Annotated in this window: 24 protein-coding genes; all 24 read right to left on the bottom strand. The window is 40.0% G+C overall.

Annotation, left to right across the window (positions count from 1 at the left end; translation table 11 throughout):
* Positions 1-6: 6 nt before the first annotated feature.
* A complete protein-coding gene (locus D1164_RS08635; protein WP_119349557.1) occupies positions 7-1,410 on the bottom strand; it encodes a sugar transferase in 1,404 nt (467 codons plus the stop codon).
* A gap of 89 nt (positions 1,411-1,499) precedes the next feature.
* Positions 1,500-3,398 carry an alginate lyase family protein gene (locus D1164_RS08630; protein WP_119349556.1) on the bottom strand — a complete coding sequence of 633 codons (1,899 nt, stop codon included), beginning with the start codon at positions 3,396-3,398 and terminating at the stop codon, positions 1,500-1,502.
* Positions 3,399-3,464: 66 nt separating this feature from the next.
* The gene (locus D1164_RS08625) at positions 3,465-4,319 is read right to left on the bottom strand and encodes a hypothetical protein (RefSeq protein WP_119349555.1); all 855 of its coding nucleotides are present in this window, start codon (positions 4,317-4,319) and stop codon (positions 3,465-3,467) included.
* A 1-nt stretch (position 4,320) separates the two neighbouring features.
* Positions 4,321-5,337, bottom strand: coding sequence for a Gfo/Idh/MocA family protein (locus tag D1164_RS08620; RefSeq protein ID WP_119349554.1), 1,017 nt, complete (start codon positions 5,335-5,337; stop codon positions 4,321-4,323).
* A gap of 3 nt (positions 5,338-5,340) precedes the next feature.
* The gene (locus tag D1164_RS08615) at positions 5,341-6,354 is read right to left on the bottom strand and encodes a DUF354 domain-containing protein (protein ID WP_119349553.1); all 1,014 of its coding nucleotides are present in this window, start codon (positions 6,352-6,354) and stop codon (positions 5,341-5,343) included.
* Complete coding sequence (locus D1164_RS08610) at positions 6,351-7,559, bottom strand: glycoside hydrolase family protein (RefSeq protein WP_119349552.1); 1,209 nt, start codon at positions 7,557-7,559, stop codon at positions 6,351-6,353. Before D1164_RS08610 ends, D1164_RS08615 begins: the two co-directional genes overlap by 4 nt.
* On the bottom strand, positions 7,537-8,775 hold the full coding sequence (locus tag D1164_RS08605) for a glycosyltransferase family 4 protein (protein ID WP_119349551.1): 1,239 nt from the start codon (positions 8,773-8,775) through the stop codon (positions 7,537-7,539). The genes D1164_RS08610 and D1164_RS08605 overlap by 23 nt, the downstream gene beginning before the upstream one ends.
* 10 nt (positions 8,776-8,785) lie before the next feature.
* The gene (locus D1164_RS08600; protein WP_119349550.1) at positions 8,786-9,856 is read right to left on the bottom strand and encodes a polysaccharide deacetylase family protein; all 1,071 of its coding nucleotides are present in this window, start codon (positions 9,854-9,856) and stop codon (positions 8,786-8,788) included.
* Entirely contained in the window at positions 9,853-10,497 is a 645-nt protein-coding gene (locus D1164_RS08595; protein ID WP_119349549.1) for a hypothetical protein, read from the bottom strand. Before D1164_RS08595 ends, D1164_RS08600 begins: the two co-directional genes overlap by 4 nt.
* A gap of 4 nt (positions 10,498-10,501) precedes the next feature.
* Positions 10,502-11,572: a hypothetical protein gene (locus D1164_RS08590; protein ID WP_147372111.1), complete on the bottom strand. Its 1,071-nt coding sequence runs from the start codon at positions 11,570-11,572 to the stop codon at positions 10,502-10,504.
* Positions 11,573-11,641: 69 nt separating this feature from the next.
* The gene (locus D1164_RS08585) at positions 11,642-12,505 is read right to left on the bottom strand and encodes a glycosyltransferase family 2 protein (protein WP_172594390.1); all 864 of its coding nucleotides are present in this window, start codon (positions 12,503-12,505) and stop codon (positions 11,642-11,644) included.
* The gene (locus D1164_RS08580) at positions 12,502-13,821 is read right to left on the bottom strand and encodes a hypothetical protein (protein ID WP_119349546.1); all 1,320 of its coding nucleotides are present in this window, start codon (positions 13,819-13,821) and stop codon (positions 12,502-12,504) included. Before D1164_RS08580 ends, D1164_RS08585 begins: the two co-directional genes overlap by 4 nt.
* Positions 13,822-13,832: 11 nt before the next feature.
* The gene (locus D1164_RS08575) at positions 13,833-15,083 is read right to left on the bottom strand and encodes a glycosyltransferase family 4 protein (RefSeq protein ID WP_119349545.1); all 1,251 of its coding nucleotides are present in this window, start codon (positions 15,081-15,083) and stop codon (positions 13,833-13,835) included.
* A 12-nt stretch (positions 15,084-15,095) separates the two neighbouring features.
* The gene (locus tag D1164_RS08570) at positions 15,096-16,457 is read right to left on the bottom strand and encodes a lipopolysaccharide biosynthesis protein (RefSeq protein WP_119349544.1); all 1,362 of its coding nucleotides are present in this window, start codon (positions 16,455-16,457) and stop codon (positions 15,096-15,098) included.
* A 12-nt stretch (positions 16,458-16,469) separates the two neighbouring features.
* Positions 16,470-17,405 (bottom strand): glycosyltransferase family 2 protein, encoded by a 936-nt coding sequence (locus D1164_RS08565; RefSeq protein ID WP_119349543.1) that lies wholly within the window; start codon positions 17,403-17,405, stop codon positions 16,470-16,472.
* Between the two features lie 57 nt (positions 17,406-17,462).
* The gene (locus D1164_RS08560) at positions 17,463-18,554 is read right to left on the bottom strand and encodes an alginate O-acetyltransferase AlgX-related protein (RefSeq protein WP_119349542.1); all 1,092 of its coding nucleotides are present in this window, start codon (positions 18,552-18,554) and stop codon (positions 17,463-17,465) included.
* A 5-nt stretch (positions 18,555-18,559) separates the two neighbouring features.
* On the bottom strand, positions 18,560-20,026 hold the full coding sequence (locus D1164_RS08555; RefSeq protein WP_147372109.1) for an MBOAT family O-acyltransferase: 1,467 nt from the start codon (positions 20,024-20,026) through the stop codon (positions 18,560-18,562).
* Between the two features lie 10 nt (positions 20,027-20,036).
* Entirely contained in the window at positions 20,037-20,435 is a 399-nt protein-coding gene (locus D1164_RS08550; protein ID WP_119349540.1) for a VOC family protein, read from the bottom strand.
* Between the two features lie 25 nt (positions 20,436-20,460).
* Complete coding sequence (locus D1164_RS08545) at positions 20,461-20,700, bottom strand: acyl carrier protein (RefSeq protein WP_119349539.1); 240 nt, start codon at positions 20,698-20,700, stop codon at positions 20,461-20,463.
* Positions 20,679-22,430 carry an HAD-IIIC family phosphatase gene (locus D1164_RS08540; protein ID WP_119349538.1) on the bottom strand — a complete coding sequence of 584 codons (1,752 nt, stop codon included), beginning with the start codon at positions 22,428-22,430 and terminating at the stop codon, positions 20,679-20,681. The genes D1164_RS08545 and D1164_RS08540 overlap by 22 nt, the downstream gene beginning before the upstream one ends.
* Before the next feature lie 45 nt (positions 22,431-22,475).
* Positions 22,476-23,213, bottom strand: a complete 738-nt coding sequence (locus D1164_RS08535) for an SDR family oxidoreductase (RefSeq protein WP_119349537.1) — start codon at positions 23,211-23,213, stop codon at positions 22,476-22,478.
* Position 23,214: 1 nt separating this feature from the next.
* Positions 23,215-24,528 carry a DUF4910 domain-containing protein gene (locus tag D1164_RS08530; protein ID WP_206610961.1) on the bottom strand — a complete coding sequence of 438 codons (1,314 nt, stop codon included), beginning with the start codon at positions 24,526-24,528 and terminating at the stop codon, positions 23,215-23,217.
* On the bottom strand, positions 24,497-25,141 hold the full coding sequence (locus D1164_RS08525) for a dTDP-4-dehydrorhamnose 3,5-epimerase family protein (RefSeq protein WP_119349535.1): 645 nt from the start codon (positions 25,139-25,141) through the stop codon (positions 24,497-24,499). Before D1164_RS08525 ends, D1164_RS08530 begins: the two co-directional genes overlap by 32 nt.
* A 199-nt stretch (positions 25,142-25,340) precedes the next feature.
* Entirely contained in the window at positions 25,341-26,879 is a 1,539-nt protein-coding gene (locus D1164_RS08520; RefSeq protein WP_119349534.1) for a T9SS type A sorting domain-containing protein, read from the bottom strand.
* Positions 26,880-26,914 lie beyond the last annotated feature (35 nt).

Below are 26,914 nucleotides of genomic sequence, written 5' to 3'. Positions count from 1 at the left end.
TATATATTATTGTCCGTCCCTGGCGAACAGGACTTTAAATGTTTTCAGCATAATCATAAAATCCAGCATAAGCGACCAGTTATCGATATACTCCATATCCATTTCCATCCACTTATCGAATGGTATATTGTTCCGCCCCGAAACCTGCCAGGTACAGGTAATTCCGGGATTAATGCTCAAACGCCGGTTGAGTTCCCGCTTATATTGTTTCACTTCAGAAGGAACTGGCGGCCTTGGTCCAACAATCGACATGTCACCTATCAAAACATTAATAAACTGAGGAAGTTCATCCAGCGAAGTTTTACGAAGGAAACGACCCACCCGTGTAATGCGCGGATCATTCTTAATTTTGAAAACGGGTCCCTCTTGCTCATTCAAATCCATCAACTTCTCTTTTAACTCTTCAGCATTCGCAACCATCGTCCTGAATTTAAGACACTTAAACAACCTCCCGTGCCTTCCTACACGTACCTGTTTGAAGAATACCGGCCCCCTGTCGTCCAATTTTATGGCAAGCGCAATTCCCAGCATCAGTGGCGATATTAAAATGAGAATGAATATGGACAAAAAGAAATCGATGGTCCCCTTTACTTTTAAGGCAAAGTAGTTCTCGGGTGTATTTCTGAATGAAATAAAAAACTGATGATTCAGGAAAAATAACTTAGGGTTTAACCCGCTAAACGTTAAAACCTTGTTGTGGATATGGAAACTGACACCTACTTCGCGGCATTCCCTCACAAGCTTTTTTATCGTTCGTGTATTAAACTCCTGCTTGCAGTAGAATACCTCATCAAACACTTTCTCATCAATAAGTTGTGCAAAGTTTTCCTCTCCGGAGTATACCGGGATTCTATCCTCGAATTCCCACTTTATTTTTTCCGAATCGGTCATAATTCCCCAGATCTTGTATCCCCAATCACCGGTTTCAAGTATCTGATTGATAAAATCAGATGATGAGTCATCAGCAATTATCAGAATCTGCCTCGTATTATACCCTTTTCGGCGAAAATAACGCAACATCATTCTGCTGGCCAGTTTTTCAGAGGTCAGCACAACAAAGGTTAACACAGAAAACTTCAAGGTCATTAGAGGTGTAAGCCACTCATATCCGAGCACTTCTGCGAGCAATGTAATGGAAATTGCACTGAGCGATACAACCATTGCATATTGTTTTATCAGGTTCAGGTATTTTTGAATCCTGGCCATTGAGCCCAACTCGAAAAGCTCGAGTAATCCGAACCATATGGGTATTATCAGAATGGCAATTACCAATGGTTCTTTGTTTTCTGCAACAGACCCGGAATTAATAATATCCGAGTACCATAAGGTAAACAGAAAACACAATAATGTTATACCTACCTGGAACAGGACGCTCATTCTTTCCAGTGCAGGTTCTCTTTCTTTGATCATAATAGTTGCTTTTAAAAGGTTATTGAATTTTTTTAAATAATATTTGTTATTGACGACGCTTTTGTAGAATACAAACTATGAGACAGGCTCTATTTTATTAAAATAAGTGTTTGAAATGAGGAAGTATATTCCACTGCAGCAATGGAATATACGGTAGTACATGGCTCTTTCTGTAAAAATGAATCGGAATACCAACCCAGAATCTGTGGTTTACTCTGACCTTTTACAATCTTGGTTTTCAACTTCTTATCAAGAATAAGATATAAAAGGTTTCCTTCTTCATCATTTATCTGAAAATTTATCGGGTTGTTTTGTTTCAACACTGCTTTAGGGTGCAGATGAAAGGGAAGCTCCACAAAATAAAACCCTGCATTCAGGCATTTAATGGTGTCATTTATCCGAATCAGCTTTTTCGATTTCTCAAAAATTACTTCCCGAATATGTGTGACTCCCTGCTTTTTGTATCCGTCATGCTGAGCTTTTACCACCATCCGGTCTTCTTCCAAAACAGTATCCAGAATGGTTGTTTGGTATGGATTCTGCCATTGAGCGGGACCGGCAATTTCTGCCTGGTCTTTTAAATTAACTTTCACGGTGTTGTGTGCCAATGTCCCCATAAAATATTTCCGCCAGTCGTAATCCGTATGAAAGGAATAGGTGCCAGGGTCAACAAAAATCGGGTTCCCGTCAATGTGAAGTACAAACGAAAGCGCATCGGCGTGCCCGTGAGAGGCGGAAGAAAGAAATCCCAACGGCGCCGCATTAAAATGCATGTAAATTTCTCTCCCGGAATTATAAGAGCGAAATACAAAATGTCCTTCTTCTTCATAAAAGGCAGGCCCTGGTTTAATTTCGGACCCCCCGGTTTTTTCAAAGTTTTTAATCATCCTGTTTCCCATAAGAATCTTGTTTTTTATATCCATTTCTTCTTCGGAAGGAAGTGCGGGGTCTTTAAACAGAACAGCTCCTGAGGCTACAATGGATTTAAAATTGTTAAAATCCTCATCTTCTGTAAAAAGAAGGCACCTGCTATCGTCTTCATCTCCATACTTCGGGAAGTTCCCTTTCACATCCAAAAAATGATGGATATAATGAACTATTTTCCGGAGCCTGCTACCATATTCTTTGCTAAAAACACAATTTATCCTTTTACCGATAATAAAGGGGATTAAAAAGAGATCGGCCGTAAACTGGACGTATCCGGCAGCTTCTTCTTTATTTATCCCATTGGGGGAGTTTTGTCTTGTAATTTCCTCTTCCAGTCCCTCTTTGGCATACTGAAACCACATTTCTGATTTCGGAAATTTCCAAAGGGAACTGGCCAAAAACAATGCAGTGTACTCCGAAATCAAATGATTGTTGGATGAAGAATACTTCGATTTGCTTTGAAAAGAATAATAACAATGCTGGTAGATACAAGGCAACCACTTTTTCTCCACAAACTGCTTGAAATCATCGTCTTCTTCCATCAATTTTTCAACGTCAAGAATATTCCAGCAAAAAAACCACACTATCAGCCTAATGTTTACTTCAAGATTACTGTACCAGTTAATGCCCACCATATAAGGGTTTTGGGCAATCCATGAGGTAATAGTACTTTTAAAGATTTCCAAATCCTTCGGATTCTTCTTCAATTTATAATTTATGGCCAGAATAGTTAAAAACTGCATCCGGTTCTTTCTCCAGACAGCCTTAGCCGAAATATTGTTTTTATTTCTGAGCTTAATCGATCTGGAAAACTCCTTTGGGAACTGTTTCTGTGTAAAAACATCGGCATGCCAGTTAATATTCTTCTTGTAATATTGAAAAGGCTTCCCAAATATTTTTATCTCTCCACTGACTTTGTAGTCCTTGATCTTCGGAATTCGGATCGGGATACTGTTGAAGCTTACCTCCGGCATTTTCGGAGGATAATTCCTCAAAAAGACTTTCTCGTAATATTCCTGAAACATTCGTTCTTTCGGGATAAATTCTTTTAAAAAATCCATAACATTAACCTGATGTGTTGTTGGTGTGTCTGGTAAAGCAAGGTCAATGAGTTTACAATAATCCTTTTAAAGGCAGGATTCAATCAGTGACTTGGTTTCCTGAATGTGCGGCTTAGAAGAAGCGCCGAAAAGTACCGACTCAATTTTAGGGAACTGCCCAAGATATTCAATGGCTTCTTTGGGCCTGAGAGCCCCGGCTGCCAGAACCTGCATGGCAATCGGCCTGAATTCACGCTCTTTCAGGTATTTCTCATACATCTCTTTGCCTCCCGACATCCTGAACCCTATTTTGTTGATAGAGGAGCAGATGATAGGGTTTTCAATTCCTACCGAGTTAAGGGCATCGAGCAGCGCCGGCATGTTCATGGTAATGTACCCTGGTTCACTGTTATATTTTTTCCGGATATAGGCATCGAACTCTGCAAAAACCCGGTACATTTTCAACCCGAGAATCATATCCACCAACACGTTCTGGATAAAAATTACAGGCGTCTGAATACCGGCAAACATTTTCATTTCGGCATCAATGAGCAGTTGCATCAGCTTTATAAAATCTTTGTTCAGGTAAGCCAACCCTCCTTTGGCAAATGTGCCGAAAATATTACCGGGAACATATTGTTTTATGGTTCCTACAATCCCCAGTTCGGTAACTGCATTTGCATATTTATGGGCATAAGGCATACAAGGATATATTTTAAACCCATTGTAATCAGCCGGATTTTTACGAATGTGGTCGCAAATATTGGCTATACGGTCGTGCGTGGTGCACATAAACGTGTCAATTCCAAGCGATATCGCCTGATCCAGGACCCGAATAATAGACGCATCGTCTTTAAAACGGATTGATTGCGCCCTTGACTTCTCGTCAGAAAGGTGGTTTACAGCAAAAAACTGATTATCTCCAAAAAGTACTTTCTCCATGTTAATTCGTTTTCGAGTGGTTAACTATCATTTCAATCACTTTGTCAGTGTAAGCCGCTTGTTCAAATGTATTGTATTCCGACTTCCTTCCGTTACTTATACAATCAACAAAATAGTCGATCTGTGCGCTGTACTCTTCTCCGCGCAGGTAAAAGCCAACAGGCAAGGCCAAATCAGTAATATACTTTATTGTCCAGCCCTTTTCCAGTTTTTCGGATGGAACGGCCTTTTTGAGGTATATTTTTACCTCGGTAGCATCGCAAATAATTTTTCCGTTTTTCCCCTGAACAGTCAGGGAAGTTGACATTTTCCGGTAGGTTTCGTCGCTCCAGTTTACCAGAAGTGTTCCTGACAAACCATTATCCAGTCTTAGCAACGAATAAACAGCATCTTCCACTCCTTTGGAATAAAAACTCTTTAAAAGCGCCCCGTCAATTTTCTCCGGTCTCCCGATAATTTCCTGAATGAGATTGATAACGTGCGAGGCATAATCATAAAGACAACCGCCCCCTTCTTCAGGATTGGACCGCCAGGTACCTCCTTTTTCCTTTGTTACAACCGGGCCGTAGCTTTCGCCGCTAAAATGGAAAACTTCGCCTAACACATTTTGGGAGAGTAGCCGTTTCAGTTCCCTGAACGTACCAATAAAATGGTTATGAAAACCAACCTGATTTACCAGTCCTTTTTGGTTGGCAAGTTCTGTCAATTCTTCTCCCTGACTGGCAGTAAGTGTGAACGGTTTTTCACAAAACACGTGCACTCCTCTTTCCAGTGCATATTTCACCATGGGATAATGGTACTTGGTTGGCGTTGCAATCACAACAAACTCCGGCTTTTCACTTTCCACCATTTTCTCGAAGTCGGTATACGTTTTTACACTGCTGAATTTATTGAAGGCATTCAGCACTAACGAAGAAGCATCGCAAACGGCTACCATTTCTACTTCCGGGTGTGCGCCCAATATGGCTGCATGCGAAATTCCCATTTTCCCTAGGCCTGTAATCGCTCCTTTAATCATGAATTACTGTTTGAGATTAACAATTAAATTTTTGATTGTTCTATACGATTCAATCCCTTCATTAAGTACGGACGAATCATTTTTTATCGATGTTTTATCTTCCATTTTTGCTTTGATTTCTTCATAAGAAATTGTTGGGTTTATTACCAAACAACCTCTTTCTACCAAATAGTTGTCTACCATCAGCATTTCTTCCTGGTAAATTGAAATTACCGGAATTCCCAGAACAGCCAGTTCCCGTGTCATTGATCCGCCCGCCCCGATAAAAAGTTTACAGGTATTGACAATTTCTTTTAGGGTAAGCGGTTTTTCGGCCACTGTAAGCTTCCCAAATTTCTGCTGGTTATAGTGGTCTGTCTGGTTTTTATCGCGAGGCAAAACCACCACCTTATATTCGGAAGCCAGCTGAAGCAAAATGTCATCGAAAAAATTCAACGGCCCTTTGTAATATTGCGCCGACCACGGTTCCGGCCTGAAATAAACAACATCCCTGACAGTCCCGTTCATTGACAACAAACTGCTTTGCTGCGAAAGATAAATGGCTTCTTTTACGCTGGGATAAAACGAAACTTTCGATTTCAGCATCCGTTTTTTCACAAACGTTTCATGTTGAAAAGCCACTGGCAGGATAACCTTACTTGCAAACCAAAAACCAAACAAGTTGCCTTTTGCATGCTCGTTGTCGTTGGTATATAAGCAGGGAATTCCCAGAACCCGGCTAACTATCGGCTGGTAAAAACTGCTTTGACTGGCTGCCATATCGGGCCTGTTTTTACGCATAAAAGCGTACAGTTTGAACAACCTTTTTGGAAACAACAACATTTTTTGCCACCTCCCTTTCCCGGCGCCCTCGCCTATCACATGGAACTTTAACCCGTTCAAGCGGAGTAAAGCCACTGTATTGCCCGAATCGCGGCAGGTAAGGATAAGCTGGTGGTTTTCCTTTTCAAACTCCCTGATAAAAGGAATCCAAAAAGAAACCTGTGGTGTATTAATAAAATCAATCCAAATCTTCATCTTCCCTTTGTTTCATTGTGTTTGCTGAAGTACCATGAATAGGCATAAAACATCCATGCCTGTGCCCACCTCATATACGGTATTTTAGACGATATGCCTTGTTTCATCTGGTAATAAAAAAAGCCTTTTGCATGTTGCATGTTGGCTACGGTCCAGTTTAAAACCCGGTTGGTTAAATCAACCCGTGACTCCAGCAACCCTGTTCTTGCCAATGTTACTGCCAGTTGGGCAGGCGAATGAATATCTACCGGATAGGTTTTGTTGTGGAAATATTTTGAGACCCCGTTTTCAAGAAAAAAATTATCGAGATAAAACTCCATTCCTTTCCGGAAAGAATTTAGGGGAGAATTATCGCCGGTATATTGCATATATTCCCAAATACATTCAAGGTTAAAACCGGTATGAAAACTGTCGACCCACTGCTGATTCCAGGCAGCACCATACACCCACGAACCCTCTGGCTGCTGAACATCGAGGCATGCATTTACCACCTGCCCAGCCAGCTCCCGGTAATCCTCATTCTTATCATACTGGTAACAACGCGCCAGCAGCCGGGCTCCCAAAAGGGAGGCATTGTAAACCTGGGAATGATCCAGGGGTGAGTAGGAAAAAAGAAAATTCCCTCCACGCCCTGTTCTGTTCAAATCATTCATCAGGAAACTGGCAGATGACAGTGCGGTTTCAAGGTACTTTTCCTCTCCGGTAATATCATAGGCATTAAATAAAGCATCGGCACAAAACGAGGTGGCCACTACCGTAGGAGTGTACCGGGGCTGAAAAAATACCCGGTTCTGCCAGTCGAAATTGTACCCCCAACAAGCGCCGGAATACCCCCTGGATTGAATATGTATTAACAACTCTGCCAATTCTTTAATTTTTGCCTTAATTTCTTCACTTGTTCCGAACCGGTTGTCTCCTTTTTCCGCCATTTTGTGCAAGTTACAGTAGCCTGTAAGAAACAACCCAATACCTTTTGAATTGTAGTCTTTATTAATTAAAACCAGCTTCCGCAGATTTACCGGATTACGTTTAAATACCTGAATCCAGGCCAGCCTGGCAAGGCTCCAACGCTTCAGTGGCGTAGACTGAAAAATCTCTGAGTTAAGCCCGTCGTAAGGATCCCAGCCTTTATAATTTTCATTTTCGCAATACTTTTTTAGTTGAAGGAATGAATCCAACAGTTCAAACTTCGGCTGGTTCTTCATATTCTTGAAACGATTTTACAGCTTTTACAGATTCTATATAATTTTTTGCTACTTTCCCGTCAGTTAATTCTGATGCGGTGTGAATGGCGTTGTTTGAAAGTGTCAATAACTCATTGGCAGATAAACCAGAAATCTTCCTTAAAAGTTCTGCCAGTTCACCATGATCTCCCGCTTTAGAAAGAAACCCATTCTCTCCGTGCCGGATTACCCCGTCGATTCCTTCCCCTTTTGAGCCGATGGTGATACATCCCATGCTCATGGCTTCGAGGTAAACCAACCCAAATGTTTCGGGCTTGCTTACCATGATAAAGCAGTCGGAATCTTTCATCATTTCAAACACTTCTTCACGGGATAAACGCCCCGGCAACGATACTTTCTCTTTAATGCCTAATCTCCCTGCCAGGCTTTCAATATTTCGTTTTTCTCTTCCCTCCCCTACAAAAGTGATGTGGAAGTTTTCTCCCGGGAAAGCATTGTTTACAGCTTTAACCAACGTTTCAGGGTGCTTACGTGGAATAAGAAACCCCACGAAAAGAAATTTTTTAATCCCATTTTCAAATGTCCTTTGCGGCGGCTTTGTATTACGTTCCGGGATACCGGAATAACAGAGAAACGATTTGTTTACTTTTCCATATTCACTTTCAAACCTGTTCTTTATTTCAACAGAACGAAATCCCCATATATCAATCGTATCGATCATTTCTTTCGCCTTTTTCCCATACATCTTGTCAATGGTTTCAACATCAGTGTGCATCACCATACAGGCAGGTACCCGGTAAATTTTCGCCAATTCGCTCACCAAAAACAGTTGCGGATTGGGCCAGTGGCCAATAATAACATCAGGAGAAAAATGCTGAGACTCAACAAGCCTTATAATTTTTTCAAGTTGTCTCTTTTGCCTCTTCTGCGTGTACAACGATTTGGGGAACCTTTTGAGAATAGGTAGCCGGTGTACCTTTACATTGTCTAATGTGTAGTGCCTTTCCTCTATTTGCCCTTTTGTATTGAAGATAAACTTATAATATTTTGATATGATATTTTTAAATAAGTTGATCAGAAAATATACAATGCGCGGATAATATTTATGGTTATGAATAACCTGCACATTATATCCCTGAAGAACCCATTCCTTTGCAAAATAGTGGACAACAGGCGTTGAGTCCTTGGAAAAGTCTTCTACAGGATAAACAGAAGTTAAAAGTAAAATGTTTTTCATATACCTTTTATCAATGGTTGTTTTGGGGATTCATTTCAGTATAGCAACGGGCCATTGTTTTAAAACTCCCGTTTCGTTTATTAACCCTTTTTATCAGGTTTTTAAATGCCTTTTCGTTAAAAGGGCTTTTAGGATGAGCTATTAAAACAACGTAATTTCTTTCTTTAGAGAGTTTATTATCGATATAGTTAAAAAAACGATGGTGTAAGCCAGTACCGTAAAGAAAAAAGTCCCAGGTGAACGACTCCTTCTCCCAAAGAAATTTAATCTTCTCGCCATACGACATTTTTCCCGTTTTCGATTTAGACAATGAACTGGTTGCCGGTTTTGTACTTAAAAACATGGACTTGAGCCGGTGATAATTGAATACTTTTCTCCAACGCCGGTCTTTCATTGCAAAAATGGGAACCTCAAGTATTTCCCGATGATTGCCTGACATTTGGGTCATATCTTCAGGATTGGCCCACCAGTAATCGAGTTTGTCCGACACAAAACGGTAATCATAATTCGACAGTTCTCCTTCTTCATAACCACCCGGAAATACAGAACTATCAAGTTTTAATCCGGTCTTTTTCATGGCCTTGTAAACAGTATCGGAAGGCATAATATTATATCCGCCTGCCCTCAACGCAATACATTCGTAATCAGGCAAGACCGGACAAATAATGCTCTCAATGGTTCTTTTACCCTCTTCCAGCAAACGTTCAATGGTATATCCTCCTGTTTCACGAAAACTGCCCAACCTCCAGTTTGAAAGGTCAACTTTCCATTCCTCGTTCTCATACCGGGCATCCACCCATTGCGGATGAATATGTAACTGAATATCATGTCCGTTTACGGCAGCATCCTGCAGCTGTTTTTCGATGGCTTCCACCGGGTTGTTTTGATACCCCATCGTATTCCCCCGGTCCCATTCCTGCTTTAGTTTCAGGTATTCAACCACCTCCAGAAACAGGGTGGTTTTAATACCGTATTTATCGCAAATTTGCAATACCCGGTTTGTCGGTTCAATCATGTGCCGGAACACATTTCCCGAACCATCTCCAAATAACTCGTAATCGAGGGTCAAAACAAAATTCATAGCTTAATCTTAAAAATGGAGTCGCCGTCATTCTTATAAACAACTTCAGGTTTCCTATGTTGAAAGATTCCGTGGTATCTTATGATTCTAAGCCCCTCGCTAAACCCAATCTTTTCAAGAGATTTTATAGACGCAATATTTTTCTTGTTTACTGAGGTAAGAAAATACCTTATGGATTCGGGAACGCTCCTGATTAAATATCTCTTTTGAGCCTGATTAATTTTTTTCCCTCTCTGGGATTTGATTACGAATGAAGGTCCTGCCCAGCATTGTTCAGGTGAAAGTTTAATTGTGCACACACCTGAAATACAATGAGAATAAAAATGCATCCATGTAAATGAAACAGGAACAGAAGAGCTAAATCCAATGATGGCCAAACTACCTTTCTCAAACCATTTCCTGTGGTTTAAAACTTTTATTCTGTCAAAATCAATCTTTTGCAAATCAGACACATTTTTAATCGTTTTAAAAACAACCGATGAATTTTTTATCGTATAAGTATCATTTAGATGTTCTCTATCCAAAAAATAAAATATCGTTTCTGATTTGTAATAAAAAATCTTTTTAACTCCAATAAAGGCATATTTAGCAACCTCCAAAAAACCTCCACTTTGGAGATAGATGTAAATCTTTTTAATCATTATTCTATTTAATAATCTGGTAAAAAAATGGTTTTAAATCATTTATGTCCCAAATGTCATGCTTGGAGGTAAAAAACTGCAGCAGATTTTTTATGTCTTTTTTCTGTATCCGCGCTTTTACATCGCGTCCTACATTAATCCAGGAAATGGTACCGGAACGACTCTCCAGTTCCGGAGGATTGTCAATATGCAGCAACACCTCCTGCAGGTTACTGAATTTTTTATTTAATACGCTGTGAAGTCCACATGCCCGCGTATTTACTTCAATAAAATGAAGGTCTCTCGTGTTTAAATCATATATAAATTCGAGTTCACAGAACCCGGTATACCCGGTGTTACTAAAAAACGTCCGGGTCTTTTCAGTTACCATCGCTAAAACGTCAGGCTCTTTTACCTCTTTCAAAAACGAGGTGATTCCGCTTGATAATCTCCGTTCCTGGTAGCACAAAAAACAACCTTTCATTTCCCCCTGGTGCAGATAAGCCTGAATAGAAATTTCTTTAAACTTTTCAATGGTAATGTATTCCTGCACCAGAATATGCTGAAAATTATGCCTCTCTATCTTCAGCATAAAACGGGTTAGCTCTTCTTCCGATTCTATTTTTTTCGTTTTAAAAAATAAAGGCACTTCTATATTACGTTTCAGAATTACCGGAAAGCTCAACTCCCCGCTTACGTAATCTCTTAGTATGGTATGTTTTGCACAGTTCAACCCTTTTGACGCTGCAAATTCATACATTTTCTTCTTATTCGACAACATTTTGATTAACTCCAGCGGACCCGATTGCACTTCACACAAATCATAAAGTTCAGGGTAACCGTTTAAAACAAAAGACAATAATTCACCGGAGGTTATGATACAATGAAGCTTTCCTTCATACTCACCTGTGATCTTTGTAATACGTGTTTTTAAATCTTCAATGGAATTAAATACATACTTTTCACCATACTTACTTCCGTACCCTACTGCGCTTTTCGTATTCGTAAAAGCAATCACTTTATATCCTGCTCTTGACAAAAGCCTCAACATTGATAATCCCTGGGGAGTTAACCCAATTAAAATAAATGGTTTCATATTTTACAACTGGTGCAATACGTTTGTGTTAACCGGGTCCATTTCTCTCTTATCCATCCTGTATTGTGTTTAATCGTTTGACTTTAAGTACCAGATTTTAGGGAATATCAATCTTAAATGAATGGTAAAATAATGAAACATTGCCAAAGGCAATCCCATATATTTCCGCTGAAAAATGAAGGTTGATTTTGGCCTGCCTCCCAGCGGACTTTTAAAACTTTTCCAGCGTGCCAGCAAAGAATAGGCCGGGTTACACCACCGGGGCAATTCACTGTGCCGTTCACACACTCCCACAAAACCTGAACTTACCCATGAGTTTATTCCCACCTTTTGGGCCCGCAGACCATAGTCGAAATCTCCCTGCCCGTGATGAAAAACCGGGTCCATAAATCCAACTTTTTCAAAAACCGGTGTAGGAATAAGAACCACATTCCCGTTAAAATAATCACACAATTGCACCTCTCCGGTGGGTTTTACCATCCTTTTTTTTCTCAGGCTGACATAACCGCTGTATGTTGCTTCTCCCGTTTGCGAGCAGCATGCCCCCACAACGATGGCTTTCTGCGTGCCGGTTTTCTGAAAATCCTGCATCAGCATTTCAATGGAATCTTCGTGTAAAACCACATCGTCGTTCAACCACAGGTAAAAATCAAAATCCTTTCTTTCGGCAGCGGTTTTCCAGGCCAGGTTCATTCCCCTGTTCCAAAAAAGATCCCCATTGCCGGAAATTATATTTACCTGCGGGTACTGTTCTTTTACCGCCTTGCCTGTGCCATCGGTTGAACCATCATCTACCAAAAACACCTCGGCAACATACGGTTCGGGCATAGAAGCTCCAAATAACGAGTTAAGGCAACTTAACGTTTTCTCGCGCCGGTTGAAGCAAGTAAGCAACACGGCGATTTTATGCGTATTTTCCTGTATTTCAATCAAAACGATGCAGATTTAATCCGGGTATATTCTTTGGGAAACTTTTCTTTGATATATTCCATGTACCTGATGTACCTTTTATCGAAAATACCCCGTGCCCATAATTTAACTTCAAGATTGCTCATTTTCCTAAAAGATTCGGAAAAGCAAATCCCAATCATAATCCAAATAGTAAATGTGTTCATATCAAACAAATAAGGGTCTTCAACCCAGGCATACATCCAGCGAAAAGCCACGTATAACCCGATTAATTTGCTGTAGATATTATTTGATTTGTTAATGGCCAGCGCCGAAGCTTTGTAAAAAAGAAAGAAGAATGCAGCCAAACCAACAATACCCGTCCAGGTAAAAATATTCGGTACATTTGCTTCATTTCTCAGCCGTTCCCTTCGGCCCGTTATTTCCACCATCTTTTCTCCAAAAGCCTTGGTTTCATTCCCCCTCGCCGGACTGCGGCCAAACCACCAGTAATTATTCTTTTGGGCAGATTGTAAAACCTCTCTGTACATAAACGTACGCGAATCATCTGTTATATTTTGCTTTTTTACCTCTCCCTCAGTGGTAGTTGTTTCGGCCACATAATCTGCTTTTAAATACTGTTTTATATCGAATACGTTAAATATTCCCGTAACTCCTAACACAAAAAGAAACCATGGTAAAATCATAAATACGTTGCGGGCCCCTTTAATAATTAATTCGGTGGCGATAAAAAACCGAAAATAGTACAATCCCAAAAGAAGCACCGGAATGCTGAATTTGATAATACTGCTTCTGGCTGAAAATTCAAGAATACCGATTAATGTCAGCACCGTCAAAACGACCTTCCAATGTGTTTTAACCACCGGAAAAAACAACATTAAAAGCACGACAGGGAACAAATACAGCTGCCACGTTCCGAAAGGCAGCGTAATTGTAATAAGAAGCGAAAAAGGCAAAACAAATTTGATGTAAAACGATAACAACGACTGCAATATCCTCTTATCTGATACGATGTATATAATTACCGGCAGAAGAAGCGCAAATGCATTCACAATCAACCCTTTCCAATCCCAATATATCTCCGCAACAAAAACGCCCCTTACAATACTGATTATATTCCAAAGCATTAAAAGATGTACCGCAAGAATTGAGCGCTTGTTTTCTTTCTTAAAAAACATAAACGCGGCAATAAAGTACAATACCAATATTAAAAACTGAACACCCCACCAAAAAGCAGTGCCGCCAATTGGCCGCGGCAACGAAAAACGCTGTAGCGAAAAAATGGAAATTGGCAAGAGCGTAAATAAAATAACTTTGGTCAGAATATTTCTAATAAGCATATATCCTTGTTTTAATTTGGGGAGGCAACAATCTTCGAATATATCCTGTAAAGGCTTGCTGCATTCTCTTCTTTATTATGACGCTGAGAAGCAGAAACCCTTGCATTCGAAGAGATTTTTTGCGCCAGGCTATCATCTCCAAATATTTTACAAATATGGGAAGCCAGCATTTCAACTTCCTCAAAACGGTACAACAACCCGGTTTCGCCATGCTCAATCAAGTCGGGTGTGCCGCCTACATATGATGCAACACAGGGTACCCCCAGCAATTGCGCTTCGCCTATGGAATTGGAGCTATTTTCTATTGCTGAAGGGCAAACGGAAATATGCGCATCCAAATACTGCCGGCACATCTTCTCTTCTGATAAAAATCCGGTAAACTCAATGTGCCCGGAAACTTTGTATTTTTTTATTAATGAATTTATATAATTACCGTAGCCGTTTAGCCTTATTCCCCTGTTCGAAAAATAATTTGTTCCGGCAACGTAAACTTTCGTTTGGGGAAAATATTTTAACACAACAGGTAATGCCTTTATCAACTGATGAAAACCCTTTATCGGGTAGTTTGCCTGGCTGACAAAAATACTGTACCGGGTACAATTCTCTACAGACCATTTGTTTTCATAGTATGAAGACCTTAACGTTTCATTGCAAAAATGGTAGGTAGCATCCGGGTTTATTGCCCAAATGTGCACCCGGTCCCATGAAGTCCTCCCAATAATATGGTTCGTTTTTTCTATGAGCATTTTTTCGTGTTCCCCTCTTTTTTGCATGTTCCTGCGTTTCGAAAAGAACGTATCAAACCGCACCAAATCCCGCGGTGTTGTGTACTTTATCAGATCCCCTTTAGCTATATTTCCGTAATAATACCGATCACAAACACTTACCAACCCCTGGATGGATAAAACCACCTTTTCAGGCCCACAGGCTTTTACCCAGGAATAGGAATGGAAATATTCAGAACCATGAATATGTATAACGTCGGGTTGAAAATCCGCTTTTATTTCCTGCCAGTATGTATCGCCGTCGCTGCGCGCTGTAAACCGGAAACTGCTGGAAAGGAGGTAATGGGTAATTCTGTTTTTAACCAGCTTCTCCAATCTTTTCCCATTATAAAAGGAGACCACCGCCAATTCTATTTCATCGTTTTGCTGAAGCAATGCGTTTGCCGAAGAATATATCAAGCCTTTTGCAGCGTCTTTCAGCTTTAAATCACTGGAGACATCGGGAAAAGGAGAATTCGTAATCCAAAGTATCTTCATAATCTTAACATGCTATTTATTCCAAATCCCTTTGGCTGTTTTGTTCAACAACTTATATGTTTGTGTGGGCTGAATGACCGCCCCGATTGTGTGCGTACAAATGATGGCTAAAACTATTCCGGTACTGTTTTTAAAAATATTTCCAAAAACATAAATTAGAATCAAATAAGTGGCAATCCCCACAAAAGTAAGGGAAAGCGTTAATTTCAATTTTCCAATTCCATTTATAAAACTAGAATAGGGCGCCACAAAAATTTGTAAACAAGAATAAATTCCAAGTGTAACCGACAGGCTGAACGGGACTGTAATCTTGTCCCCTACCCAAATACCATAAATCCAGTCGCTTATTCCTACCATCAAAACAATTCCTGCAATAAAAAGTAACGACAGGACATTCAACTGTTTCAATGTTCTTTTCATCCACCCGTAATCCGATTTTGTATAAGCGTCTGTTACCGCAGACCATATCGGGCTCATTACAATTGAAAAAACCATTACCGGAATCTGAAAGTATTTAAAAGCAACGTTGTAAACAGCAACTTCCCCGGGACCATAAAACTGCGTAATAAAAATATTGGAAGTAGAAAAAACCACGATATACGCAATTTGTAAAAAGAAAAATTTAGCCCCAAGATTTATCAACCCGTTACTCAGCTTAAAATCAACTGCTTTTACCGAAGGCTTCAGCGCTTTGTACCGGGTATTAAATGACGTTATTGAAACCACAACAAAAAGCAACACCGGAACAGCACTTATGATAGTACCCAACAGAACAAGATCGCCTTTTAAAGTAAGCCGGGTAAGTATTAAAACAATAATAAATGCCACCAGGTTTCCACCCGTATTCATCATTTTTGTCGCCGATGGCTTTTGGTCGGCCAGGTATATCACCGAAATTAACTGGACAATAAAACGAAAAATAAAAAAGGTAAAAACAATGGATGTCAGAACATATAGTTCGCTGTTATCAATCGTTTTCGTGTTAAGTATCGAATTCCAGTTTAAAAAGAAATTGCTCAAATGGAATACCACCAGCACCACGCTGAATATGCCAATCAGGATGGCATAAGTTGTACTGATGTATTTTTTTCCTAAATCCTTGTTCCCTTTAGCCAGGGCTTCGGCCAGTTTGTTCCGGAGCCCGTTTCCCAACCCAATATCGAAAAAGCTGAACCAGCCTAAAATGGAAGTGAGTGTTATCCATATTCCGTATTTCTCCTGTGTTAGAAAATCCAGCAACAACGGTACATAAAGCAAGCCAATTAAAACGCTCAGAATCTGGATAAAAAATGAGTAAACTATTTGCCTCTTGGCCTTTGCTCCCCTGGTATTCCCTTTAAACGTTAAAATGAGATTATTTAAGCTAATATCCATTCGAAAATAAATTTATCCGGTCAGGCCTACTTTTCTTAACGACCGGTAAACCAGGTACACAAAATTACTCGGCATATAGAATATCGTTCTGATTAACCTGTCCGAATTCAACTTTTCTTTCAGATAAATGCTAAATATATTTTCTTCCTTTATAAAGTCGTTAACGATTTTTCTTCCGGCAACTGACTTTAGCTGGATGAGCGCCCAGAAAGCGTTCAGTGAAGCTTTTCTTTTAATTTCCGGATCGTTTGCCTTTTCTTTAAGTATGGCATCATAAATATATGGCAGCGTAAACCGGTATCGTAACATATTGTTTTTCGTATCCTGCTGGTCGTGCTGCCTGAACTGGTAAAGCACCCTGGAATCGCCGTAAAAAACAAACTTGTCTGCATTATCGTAAATCCATACCCAGTCATTACTCCCGGAATATGCAGTATAAAAACCAGTAAACTTTTCTCTTTTTATCGAGCTGTTCAGATAAGGGAAGCCTAATTTATACTTTACGGCATACTCAATTACCTTCTGACCGTTTTTCATATATCCGAACGGAAGCACATGCCGGTGAGGCAATTTTCCGTTGGGTGTATTCCGAACAAAATCAGTAAAAAACACGTCGATATCGGGATGTTTTGTATGGGCTTTCAAAAAAGATTCCACATAATTTGGAGCTAAAATATCGTCATCCTGTAAAGTCATTACATATTCTGTTCCTGCCAGTTCAAAGCAGCGGTTGAAGTTCGGGTTCATCCCGATATTGGTTTCATTCCGGTAATATGTTATCCCTTTTTCTTCACAAATATTTTTAAAGTAGTCATGAGAAGAACAGTTATCCACAACGATTATCTCGCATTTTACTGTTTGGTTTATTGCGCTTTCCAACGCTTCCAAAAAGTAATCTTTCCGCTCGTAAACGGGCATCGCGATGGTTAACAGATTCGTATAATCCATAATTGATGTATTTATAAAGTTTAACTTCTGAGTTAAATCGAACCAGAATGATGAGAATTACTCCCGGGCCAAAAGCCTGGAATTCTCAATGGTGCCAGCCAGTTCCTTTGAAACGAGATACACCCCGGTTGAATTCCAGTGGGTATCATCGAGATGGTAAAGCAATTTATCATTCGACTCTCTGTAATCATTATATAGTTTCAATGTATTCACGGTTGTTATCCCCTCAGCCCTCAGCATTGAATCCAGTTTAAAAAGATAGTCGGGCTGCTCTTTAAAAGGTACATATTCATAATAAACTGTTGCTTTATTGGGCATTGGAAGAAAAAGGAAATCGATACCGTTTGCATCGCAATATTCCTTGTAGGAAACAATATTGTTTTTTGTCCTTTCCAAATCTGTGTCAGTGTTGCGAACAAGGTTTGGGTCGTCTTCCTGGGCGGCGGTATTAAAGAAAAACATTCCGCTCCCTTCCACTCCGGGAACCCCGTCTCCGTTTTGGTTGGTTAACCGTGCCTGCAGCCAGTTTTTCGAATAATGCCGTAATGCCTTATCCAAAAAAACGCTAATTCCCGAAAACGTAGAATTATTTTCAAACAGCTTTTTCAAATCTGTTTTTAAGGAACGTGAATCCTTGTATTCCTCCAAAGACTTCGGAACATACCTTTCTGACTTGGAGTATACTATCAGGTCGGGTTTTTCGATTATCCCGCTACTTAAATAATAGTCGGCCCTGGAAAATTCGCCCGGCGCAATGTTATAAATTTTCGTTTCATCTCCCAGTTCAGACTTCAACAGGTTGGTAATCGTTGAATCCTGGGTAACACAGCACCCTGCCATAAACGAATCACCGATAATCAGAACATCGGGGTTCTGGATAAAGGTGTCATTCCGGTTTCCCAATTTGTCCGTTTTCCAGGTTTCCTCTTTTACTATGGCATGTGGTGTGTGATGGCACAACTGCCCTACCGCTTCCATCTGAACCTTCTTATTGGGATAAAAAGTCCGCTCGAAATCGAACTTTGTTTGAAAATCAAGAGCCTCCCATGGCCGGTAAGTAAATGTAAAAGAAGGAAGAAAACCTTCAACAACATACAGGCCCAATACAGGAATAACAAAAATGATTATTTTGAAGATAAATTTATTCATCTTGTTTAAAACTGAAAATAAATGAATTGCTTGTAGCTACTCTGGTAGTAAATAATAGCCACCGCCAACAAATAATAGATACTCCAGCGAAATGCCCTGCTTGTTTTCATATCCTGAAATTGCAGGGCGTGCTCTTTGTTGCGCTGAAACCATCCGAAAATAAGCATGACAATACTTAAACCCAGCATAATTAAAAGATGCGGATTTACATTTATCCCTTCCATCCCCGCAGTTGAAAAAGAAAACAAGGGGTTGGACAGGATGGATAAAAAGTATCCCCAGGCATGGCCAATATTGTCGGCCCTGAAAATAATATTCGCGAGCATCACTAATAAAAAGGTTGCTCCCATATTCAAAGATTCTCTGAAAGAGGGCAGGACTTTGCCTTTTGCTATTTTCTTCCTTTTATTCATGGTTCCTCTCAAAATGAGGGGAATAAAATAGCAGCCGTGCAAAAATCCGAAAACCGCAAAAGTCCAATTGGCGCCATGCCAAATCCCGATCAAAACGAAATTAATCAGAATAGCTAAAATCAATCCGAGTTTGCCATAATCCCTGAACGCAATGCTTAAAGGTGTAAATACATATTCTGTAAGCCAACTGGTTAGAGAGATATGCCACTTGCGCCAAAAATCCGCAATATTCTGGGCAAAAAACGGGAAGTTGAAATTCTTTGCAACATTAAATCCTAATAATCGGCCCAACCCGATTGCCATATCAGAATAGCCGGAAAAGTCGGCATAGAGCTGAATTGTATATAAAAAAGCACCTAACAGTAAAGTACTGCCGGATAAACTTTCGTAGTTGCTAAAAATCTGATCGGTGTAAACAAGGATGTTATCTGCAATAACAACTTTTTTAAACATTCCCCACAGTATCTGACGCATTCCGTCAACTGCCAGACTGTATTCAAATACCCTTTTTTTCTGCAACTGGGGAACAAAAGCCCTGGCTTTATCAATCGGCCCCGACAATATGGTCGGGAAAAACGATACATAATTAAAGAAAACCAGCCAATCTTTTGTCGCTTCTATTTTTCCCTTGTATACATCCAGAATATAACTGATGGTTTTAAACGTAAAAAAACTGATGCCAAGGGGAAGTAATATTTGCAGGGTTCTTACATGAACATTGAAATGCAAAGACTGTAAAACCTCGTTAAACGAAGCGATAAAAAAATTGAAATATTTAAAATATATCAATCCTCCCAGTCCCTGGATTAATCCGACATTAAGCAACAAACGTTTCCTGAGTTGATTCTCTGTTTTTTCAATGTAAATTCCTAAAAAATAATTTAAGGCTGAAACAGCTACTAAAAAGGCAAGAAGGCGCCAGTCGGCCAAGGCATAAAAAAAATAACTTCCCGCCAGCAGCAACAGATTCTGTATTCTCAGATTTTTGTTTGTAACAAACCAGTAAAGCAGGTAAAATAGGGTAAAAAAGATTAAAAATGATGTCGATGTAAAAATCATATTTAATATTTTATTCTTCAATCAATTCAACCAGATGCCCTTCGGGTGTAAACAAAAACACACACGGTTTTCCCTGAAATGCTTCCGAATTGAAAATACTCAACGCCTTATAGTTCTCTTCTTCCAAAACCTTTATGGCATTCTGCACATTTTTCACCTTATATCCTACGTGGTAATAACTTATTCTTTTTTTTAGCATTTTAGTCACGACCGAATCTTCACTCAGCGGTTCCACCAGTTCCAGGAAGCTCCTTTCCCCGTTTTTCACAAAACAGACTTTTACTTTTTGAGACGAAACGGAATAGACTTCTGAAATACTTTCGGCGCCAAATATCCGGGAATAATGGGGCAGCGAATTTTCAATACTGTTAACTAAAATGCCGGTATGATGAAATTCCAATTGAATCATTATAGGTTTTCTTCTTTTTCAGGGGTTATAATTTGGCAACGACAGAATCAATCATACCTCCCACATTGCCCCAGCTTTGAATTTCTTTGGAAGTAAAACGGATTTTAAAATGTTTTTCTACCTCCACAACCAACTGGATATGCGATAATGAATCCCAATCTTCCACATCCGATGCCTGGGAATCTTCGCTCAACTCTATCTCCTCATTGTCCAGGGTTTCTATAAAAATATCATTGATCACTTTTAGTATTTCACTTCTGTCCATTGTAATTCTTTTTTTGGTTTTATGTAATTTCTTCTTCTCTTGTACTCATAAACATTTAAAATCCAGGAGTCATCTTCTTCTTCAAATCCCAAATCAGCATAATGGTCTTTAACCATGGCATTTTTTGCAGTGGGCAAATATTCTCCTTTCAAAGTGGAGAATCCCATCTCCAATGCAAAGTCAACAAGTATATTCAATACAAAGTTCTCCATTCCGCGTTTTAATACGCGGCAGCTCATGAGCCAGGTATCAACAAACAGCACATCGCTGCTTTCCTGTTTTAAAATCACAACGCATATTAAACCGTTGTCGCCAAATTTATCCTCAAGGGTAAAGGTAAAAGAGTGATGCTCTCCGGATGCTGAAATCCGTTCAATATCAGCCTCGGTGTACCGGATGGTTCTTAAGTTAAACTGATTGGAACGTTGTGTCAACTGTGCTACCCTGGGCGTATTGAATTTATTAAATGGTTCAACCAGGGAATACATATCGAGGCTTTTCAGGAAGTCGTCAACATTGGTATATTTTTTCTGATTGGAAACCCTTTGTGCTTCTATCTGATACAATTTGGTTCTGTCAGCATCTTCTTTTGAATACGACACCGTTTCAAACAGATTCAGCGAGTACAAATATTCCAGATAATCGGCCGGGTCTTCGGGTAATTCCGGAACACAAATTTCCGGGATATTTTCCCTGACAATATTTCTTTCAAAAGGATTATCGTCTAAAAAAACCATAGAGTCGAAACCGATATTCAGGATACTTTGTATCTGCCTGATATTATCCGCTTTGTTCTCCCAGTTGGCGATAAAAACTGAAATATCGTCCAGCCTCAGCACCATATCCGGATGCTTTTCAAAAGGTTCTTTGGCTACCGATTCTGTATTTTTACTACACACGGCAACTATAACCCCCCGGTTTTTAAGCTTTTTAATCCAATACTGAAATTCGGTAAATGCCTTACCAATTCCCAGGCTTCCAATCTGAATATTTTCCAGTCCATCGTCGCCAATAACTCCACCCCAAAGGGTATTGTCCAAGTCCAAAATAACACACTTTTTTATTTTACCCTGAAGAGCCGAAATCAAACGTACGGTGGCAGACGCCACTGCGGGCAATGCATCAATGTTCAAAACCATTTCGGTGTTGATATAAATGGAAGGTTTAAAAAAATCAACCTTCCCCAACCGGTTTTGTACCGAAGAAATATCGCACAGGTAGATATTCGGGTTTTCAGATGCCAGGCACATCAACTCATAATTCAGTTTGCGTAACTGGAACAAAAACGACCCTGGCGTTTTATTGGCAAAATTCCCAAAAACAGCGTCGTCTATTTCAGTATAATTGTAATAGATCAACTTCGCTTCCAGGGCACCAGTAATATTCGACGTTAAATCTTTAATCTGTTCCAACTCACCTAAAGCGAATTGGTTTTGTTTCTCCGGCTTCTGTTTATTGTATTTTCCCAAAAGCTTATGGGATGATTGGAAAATGACAACAATCTGAGGGTTAAATTCATATAACTCGGAAGTATGGTCTAAAACCTGGCGTTCAATCTGATTGAAATCGGCTTCCCATATTTCCAGATCGAATCCTTCTTCAAACCCTTCTCCCCGGATAGCTTGAACGAGAAACTGCGTGGCAGTATCTCCCAAAACAGCTACTTTTATCTTTTTAAGATTTGAAAAATCTTTTTTTAAGTTCTTTTTTAATGTTGAAAAATCTTTCATGTCAACAGTCTTTAAATTGCTACCTTTTAAGACGGCGTTAGTCAATTAAATTTTGTTTTGTATGTAAGAAATCATTGGCCTTACATATAAATCAGTCACTTCAGCAGTTTCCGGCATTTCCAGACCGTGAATAACCAAAGAAGCGACGTCAGCCGACTGTATCAAATTTTCAGGTATATATTTTTTGTTTCCGTTCTCATACAATTTTTTTTGCATGGGAGTGTCTGTTTGCCCCGGAAAAACCGAAATAACGCGCACTCCAAATCGGTTAACTTCCTGCCTTAAACAATCGGCAAAACCTTTTAATGCAAACTTTGATGCTGAATATAAACTCGCGTTCGGGATGGCTCGCTGAATGGCACTCGAATTAATAAATACAATCTGTCCCCGGTTTTCCTTCAGCAAGGGTAAAAACAGTTTTGTTATCAAAAAAGGAGCTTTTACATTTAAACCAAATATGGAATTGTACTCCTCTAAAGTCGATGTAATAACCGGATTTATTATGATACTCCCTGCTGAATGGATAAGAATATCGATCTTTCCACACTCTGCAACAATTCGCTGAGATACTTGCAATACCTTTTCTTCATCTGCCATATCGCACTCGTAACTGCAAAACGAAATATTTTCAGGCATCTCTCTTTTTAAAAGTTCCAGTCCCTTCCTATTTCGTCCGACACAAACAAGGTTATACCCTTTTGGGGCCATCAACAGGGCAATGGCTTTTCCTATTCCGCTTGTTGCCCCTGTAATTAAGGCTGTTTTATGCTGAAGGTTTTTCATTTCAGGATGCCGGTTTCAATAATGAAGCATGTTGCAAATCCATTGCAGCTTTGTTTAATACTGAAAACTCAATCCCCGATTTTTTAGCTATATCAAGCAGTGAATGATTCCCATCCGAATAATTTAAAATCCATAAAATGGCCATTTGATAATCTTTCTGCTGTGCCATTCCTCCTACCTGTTTGTATAATCCCCGCTTCCCGAGCTGAGGTTCCCCTTTCGGGCTAAGGTTTATCCATTTTTTATTGCCTTCGATAACGGAAATTACCTTTAACAAGAATTCGTAGGACCGGTTTAAATGCTCCGGCTGAATAAAATCCAGATTATCAGCCGAAGTATGATACTCCGGGAATTCGCCATGCGGTTTCCGGGAAAGCCTTCCAACAGGGAGGTTAAACCCCGGCGAGCAAAACTGCCTCTCATCGTAACCATAAGGAGAAAAGTCGAGCAGCCTGGCACCTTCTTCCTTTTCAAGCAGCCAGTTCATTATCCTGTCGATTTCGGCATCTCCCCTTCTCGATTTTTTATAATGAAAAGGTGACGAATCACCCAAAAGTGTCAACACCAGGCCATATTTAATTTTCTCTAACAGGTCCTCGTTCCGGCTCAACCAGGTAATAGAACCAATAGTGCCCGGAATAAATAAAAACCGGTAGGTATAATGAAGCGCTTTCGATTTGACAAATTCCGCGATGTAAGTTGCCAGAGCAATTCCCGATAAATTATCGTTACAAAGCGAGGGATGACAAATATGGCAGCTAAACAGTACTTCTTCCTCTGACTTACCCGGCACCACAAACTCTCCGTAAGTTAGCGATCCCGGTTTGAGTTCTGAATCAATTTTTACCTGATAACTATCTTCCGGCAGGCTCTCCAACTGCTTTTGCGACATACAAAATCCCCATTGCCGGTTGTAATACGAAGTCCTGTACGGAACCCATTCCGGGTATTCCGGCAGGGTAAACACATGTTCCTTCAACTCCTTCAGACCAACTTGCCGGTCTACCGGAGTACTGTAGTTAAGAACATGCAGATTCAATTGTTTGAAATCTATTATTTTTTCACCGGCAGAATTTTTTATCCATGCATCGCCAATGTTCCATTCCTCGGGAACTTCCCAATCAAGAACTTTGGTCCCGGAAGGTACCTCCACCATTTCCAATGGAATAATCTCCTTTACAATTGAAAGCGTTTCTCTCACGCCATTGCCTGTAATACTTCTGCAAATGGGGTAAAGCCGTTTGGCAAGTTCAAACATCAAATGACCTGAATTCATCTCTCGATCAATTTTCTGAATAGTGCTTCTCTGGCTCATATATTCTCCTTTTTCGATGAGGGAAGTGAATAATGTGACGGTACCTTTTTCTATGATGTCTCGTCTTTATCCCTGTAAAGTGTGTTTCATTTATATAAGGCCAGTGCATATCTTTTTCAGAAACAATTTCAGGAACGGCAGGCATTTCAATACCCAGAACGGGGTCATCAAAACGCAGGCCTCCCTCATGGCCAGGCTTGTATAACATTGAGTGAAAATAGATAAGAGAAGAATCTTCTTCCAGTGTAAGGTATCCATGAGCAAATCCCTCGGGCACCAACAACATCTGCGTATTGTCTCCCGATAATTCGATAGTGAAACTTTTTAAAAAAGTAGGCGATCCCTTTCTCACATCAACGATATAGTCCTGAACTTTTCCTCTTACGCAGCGGATGAGTTTTGTTTCGCAGAATGGCGGCAACTGAAAATGAAATCCCCTGAGTGTGTACTTTTGGGTATTTGAGGCATAATTCACTTGCACAAATTCTTTATTGAAACCTATTTCCTTAAATTCATTTTTACTAAACAAACGGACAAAATACCCTCTGCTATCAATATGCGGAGCAAGATTGACAACAAATGCATCTTTAAGGTAAGTTTCCTGAAAAATCATACTCTCATTTTTTTAGGTAATAATGGTTCGAAAAATTTTTTGGTTTTCTAAAAGGAGAATAAAAGTACCCGGCTGCTCTTAAGGAATTCTAAAATTAATGCCACAGATATGTATGTTATTCAATAGGTAGCAGCTGCAGTACTATTTATTCTCCTTGTTGTTATGAATCTACACTGATAATAAAATTATTATCTGTTGATTAATGATCAATTCCCAGTTTAATACTTGTCCGTACTGCACCGTTAGTGATTACCAGGATATAAGATCCTTCGTTGTACTGACTTGCATTCAGGGTAAGTTGTACTTTCCCTTCCGCACTTACATTTTGGTCGAACAGTATTTCTTTCAAATTCCCCATTGAATCGTAAAGTTCAACGGTAGCATTTCCGTCAACTACGGGAACAAATCTCACTTTAGCCCTATTTTTTACCGGGTTGGGACTAACGCTGGCCTCCATTGTAACAGCAAATGCCATCGCCATTTCTTCTTCCATCTCACCTTCCCACTCATCTCCGTCGCAATGTCCCGGGCCAATTTCTCCGTTGTTGTAGTCATCCAGCACTTCGGCCAGCTCTACAAACATTTTCCTTGTGGCGTCGCTACCACCTAAACTTCCAATTTCACTGGGTGTGTAGGTATTGAATAAAACGGTTGCTTCATCAAATTCATCCACCACTTCACTGTTGTCGGCGCCGGCCAGGAAGTTAAGCTCGGCAGCAATATACTGATGGGCAAGAATATAATATGCATTTCCACTTACCGATGTATTCAACACTTCAATATAAGACATCCCAGACCAGAAAAATTCGGTATCAGGTCCAATTATATCCCAGGTTGGATCCGCTTTTTTAGCCGGTCCATATTCTGAATGTGTTTTCCAGTAGCCCTGTGTAAGCGTACAACCTTCTTCTTCATCTTCCTCAGATGTAGTTGTCAGCAATGCCGGACCTGTAACAAAAGAGTCGCCGTCCTTTTCATCGTATCCTCCTGCAACAGAAGGACCAAATTGTGAATAAAGAGAAACAGTAACTTCGGTAACATCACCAGGCACATTCGGAACAGTAATGGTTTCAAGATGCAGCAAATCTCCGGCATTGTTGGTATCAAATTCCGATTCAACGGTTTGTGCACCTGCTGTTACACTTACATTGGCATACCGAAGGTCTTCACTTTCCAAATCGGTAAAAGGAAGGGTTACAATCACGTCGCGAACATCAGAAGAAGTGGGAATGGTAAAATTATAAACCAATGGATGATCGGAGCCACCGATAAACAGAAAGGCATGTTCCCCCTTCACTTCGCTGTGAATCTCCGGACTACCTCCGGACCTGTAGATGTATGCAGTAAAAGACCTTACATACTCTTCCTGTCCGAAATTATCCAGTGCAATCCCTGCTGCATCTGCATCGTCAAACTTTGCAGTGTAATATCCAAATGTCAGCGTTCCGTCATCAATCATTGCCTGAACCCACGGTTGGGTTATAACCGGATTGGCTTCATTAAAGCTTACAGTGTATGTTTCATTTGCGTCGGAAAATTCCACATCGGCGGGTACAGCCCCGTTATGAAATCTGGCAGCAGCCACTACCACTACACTGTCTACAGTTCCAGGATCAGAAATCATCAGGGTTGACGGATTTACACCGAAAACTCCCTCTCCCGTTAGTTCAACAACTTGGGCATTTGTCATTTGCAGCATCGCAATACCCATCACAATAAAAGATAAAATTCTTTTCATTTTCTTTGTTTTAAATTAATACTATTACAATAAAA

Source organism: Mariniphaga sediminis (assembly GCF_003573545.1).
In the GTDB taxonomy this organism is placed as follows: Bacteria; Bacteroidota; Bacteroidia; order Bacteroidales; family Prolixibacteraceae; genus Mariniphaga; species Mariniphaga sediminis.
This window is presented reverse-complemented; position numbering and strand designations above follow the sequence as displayed.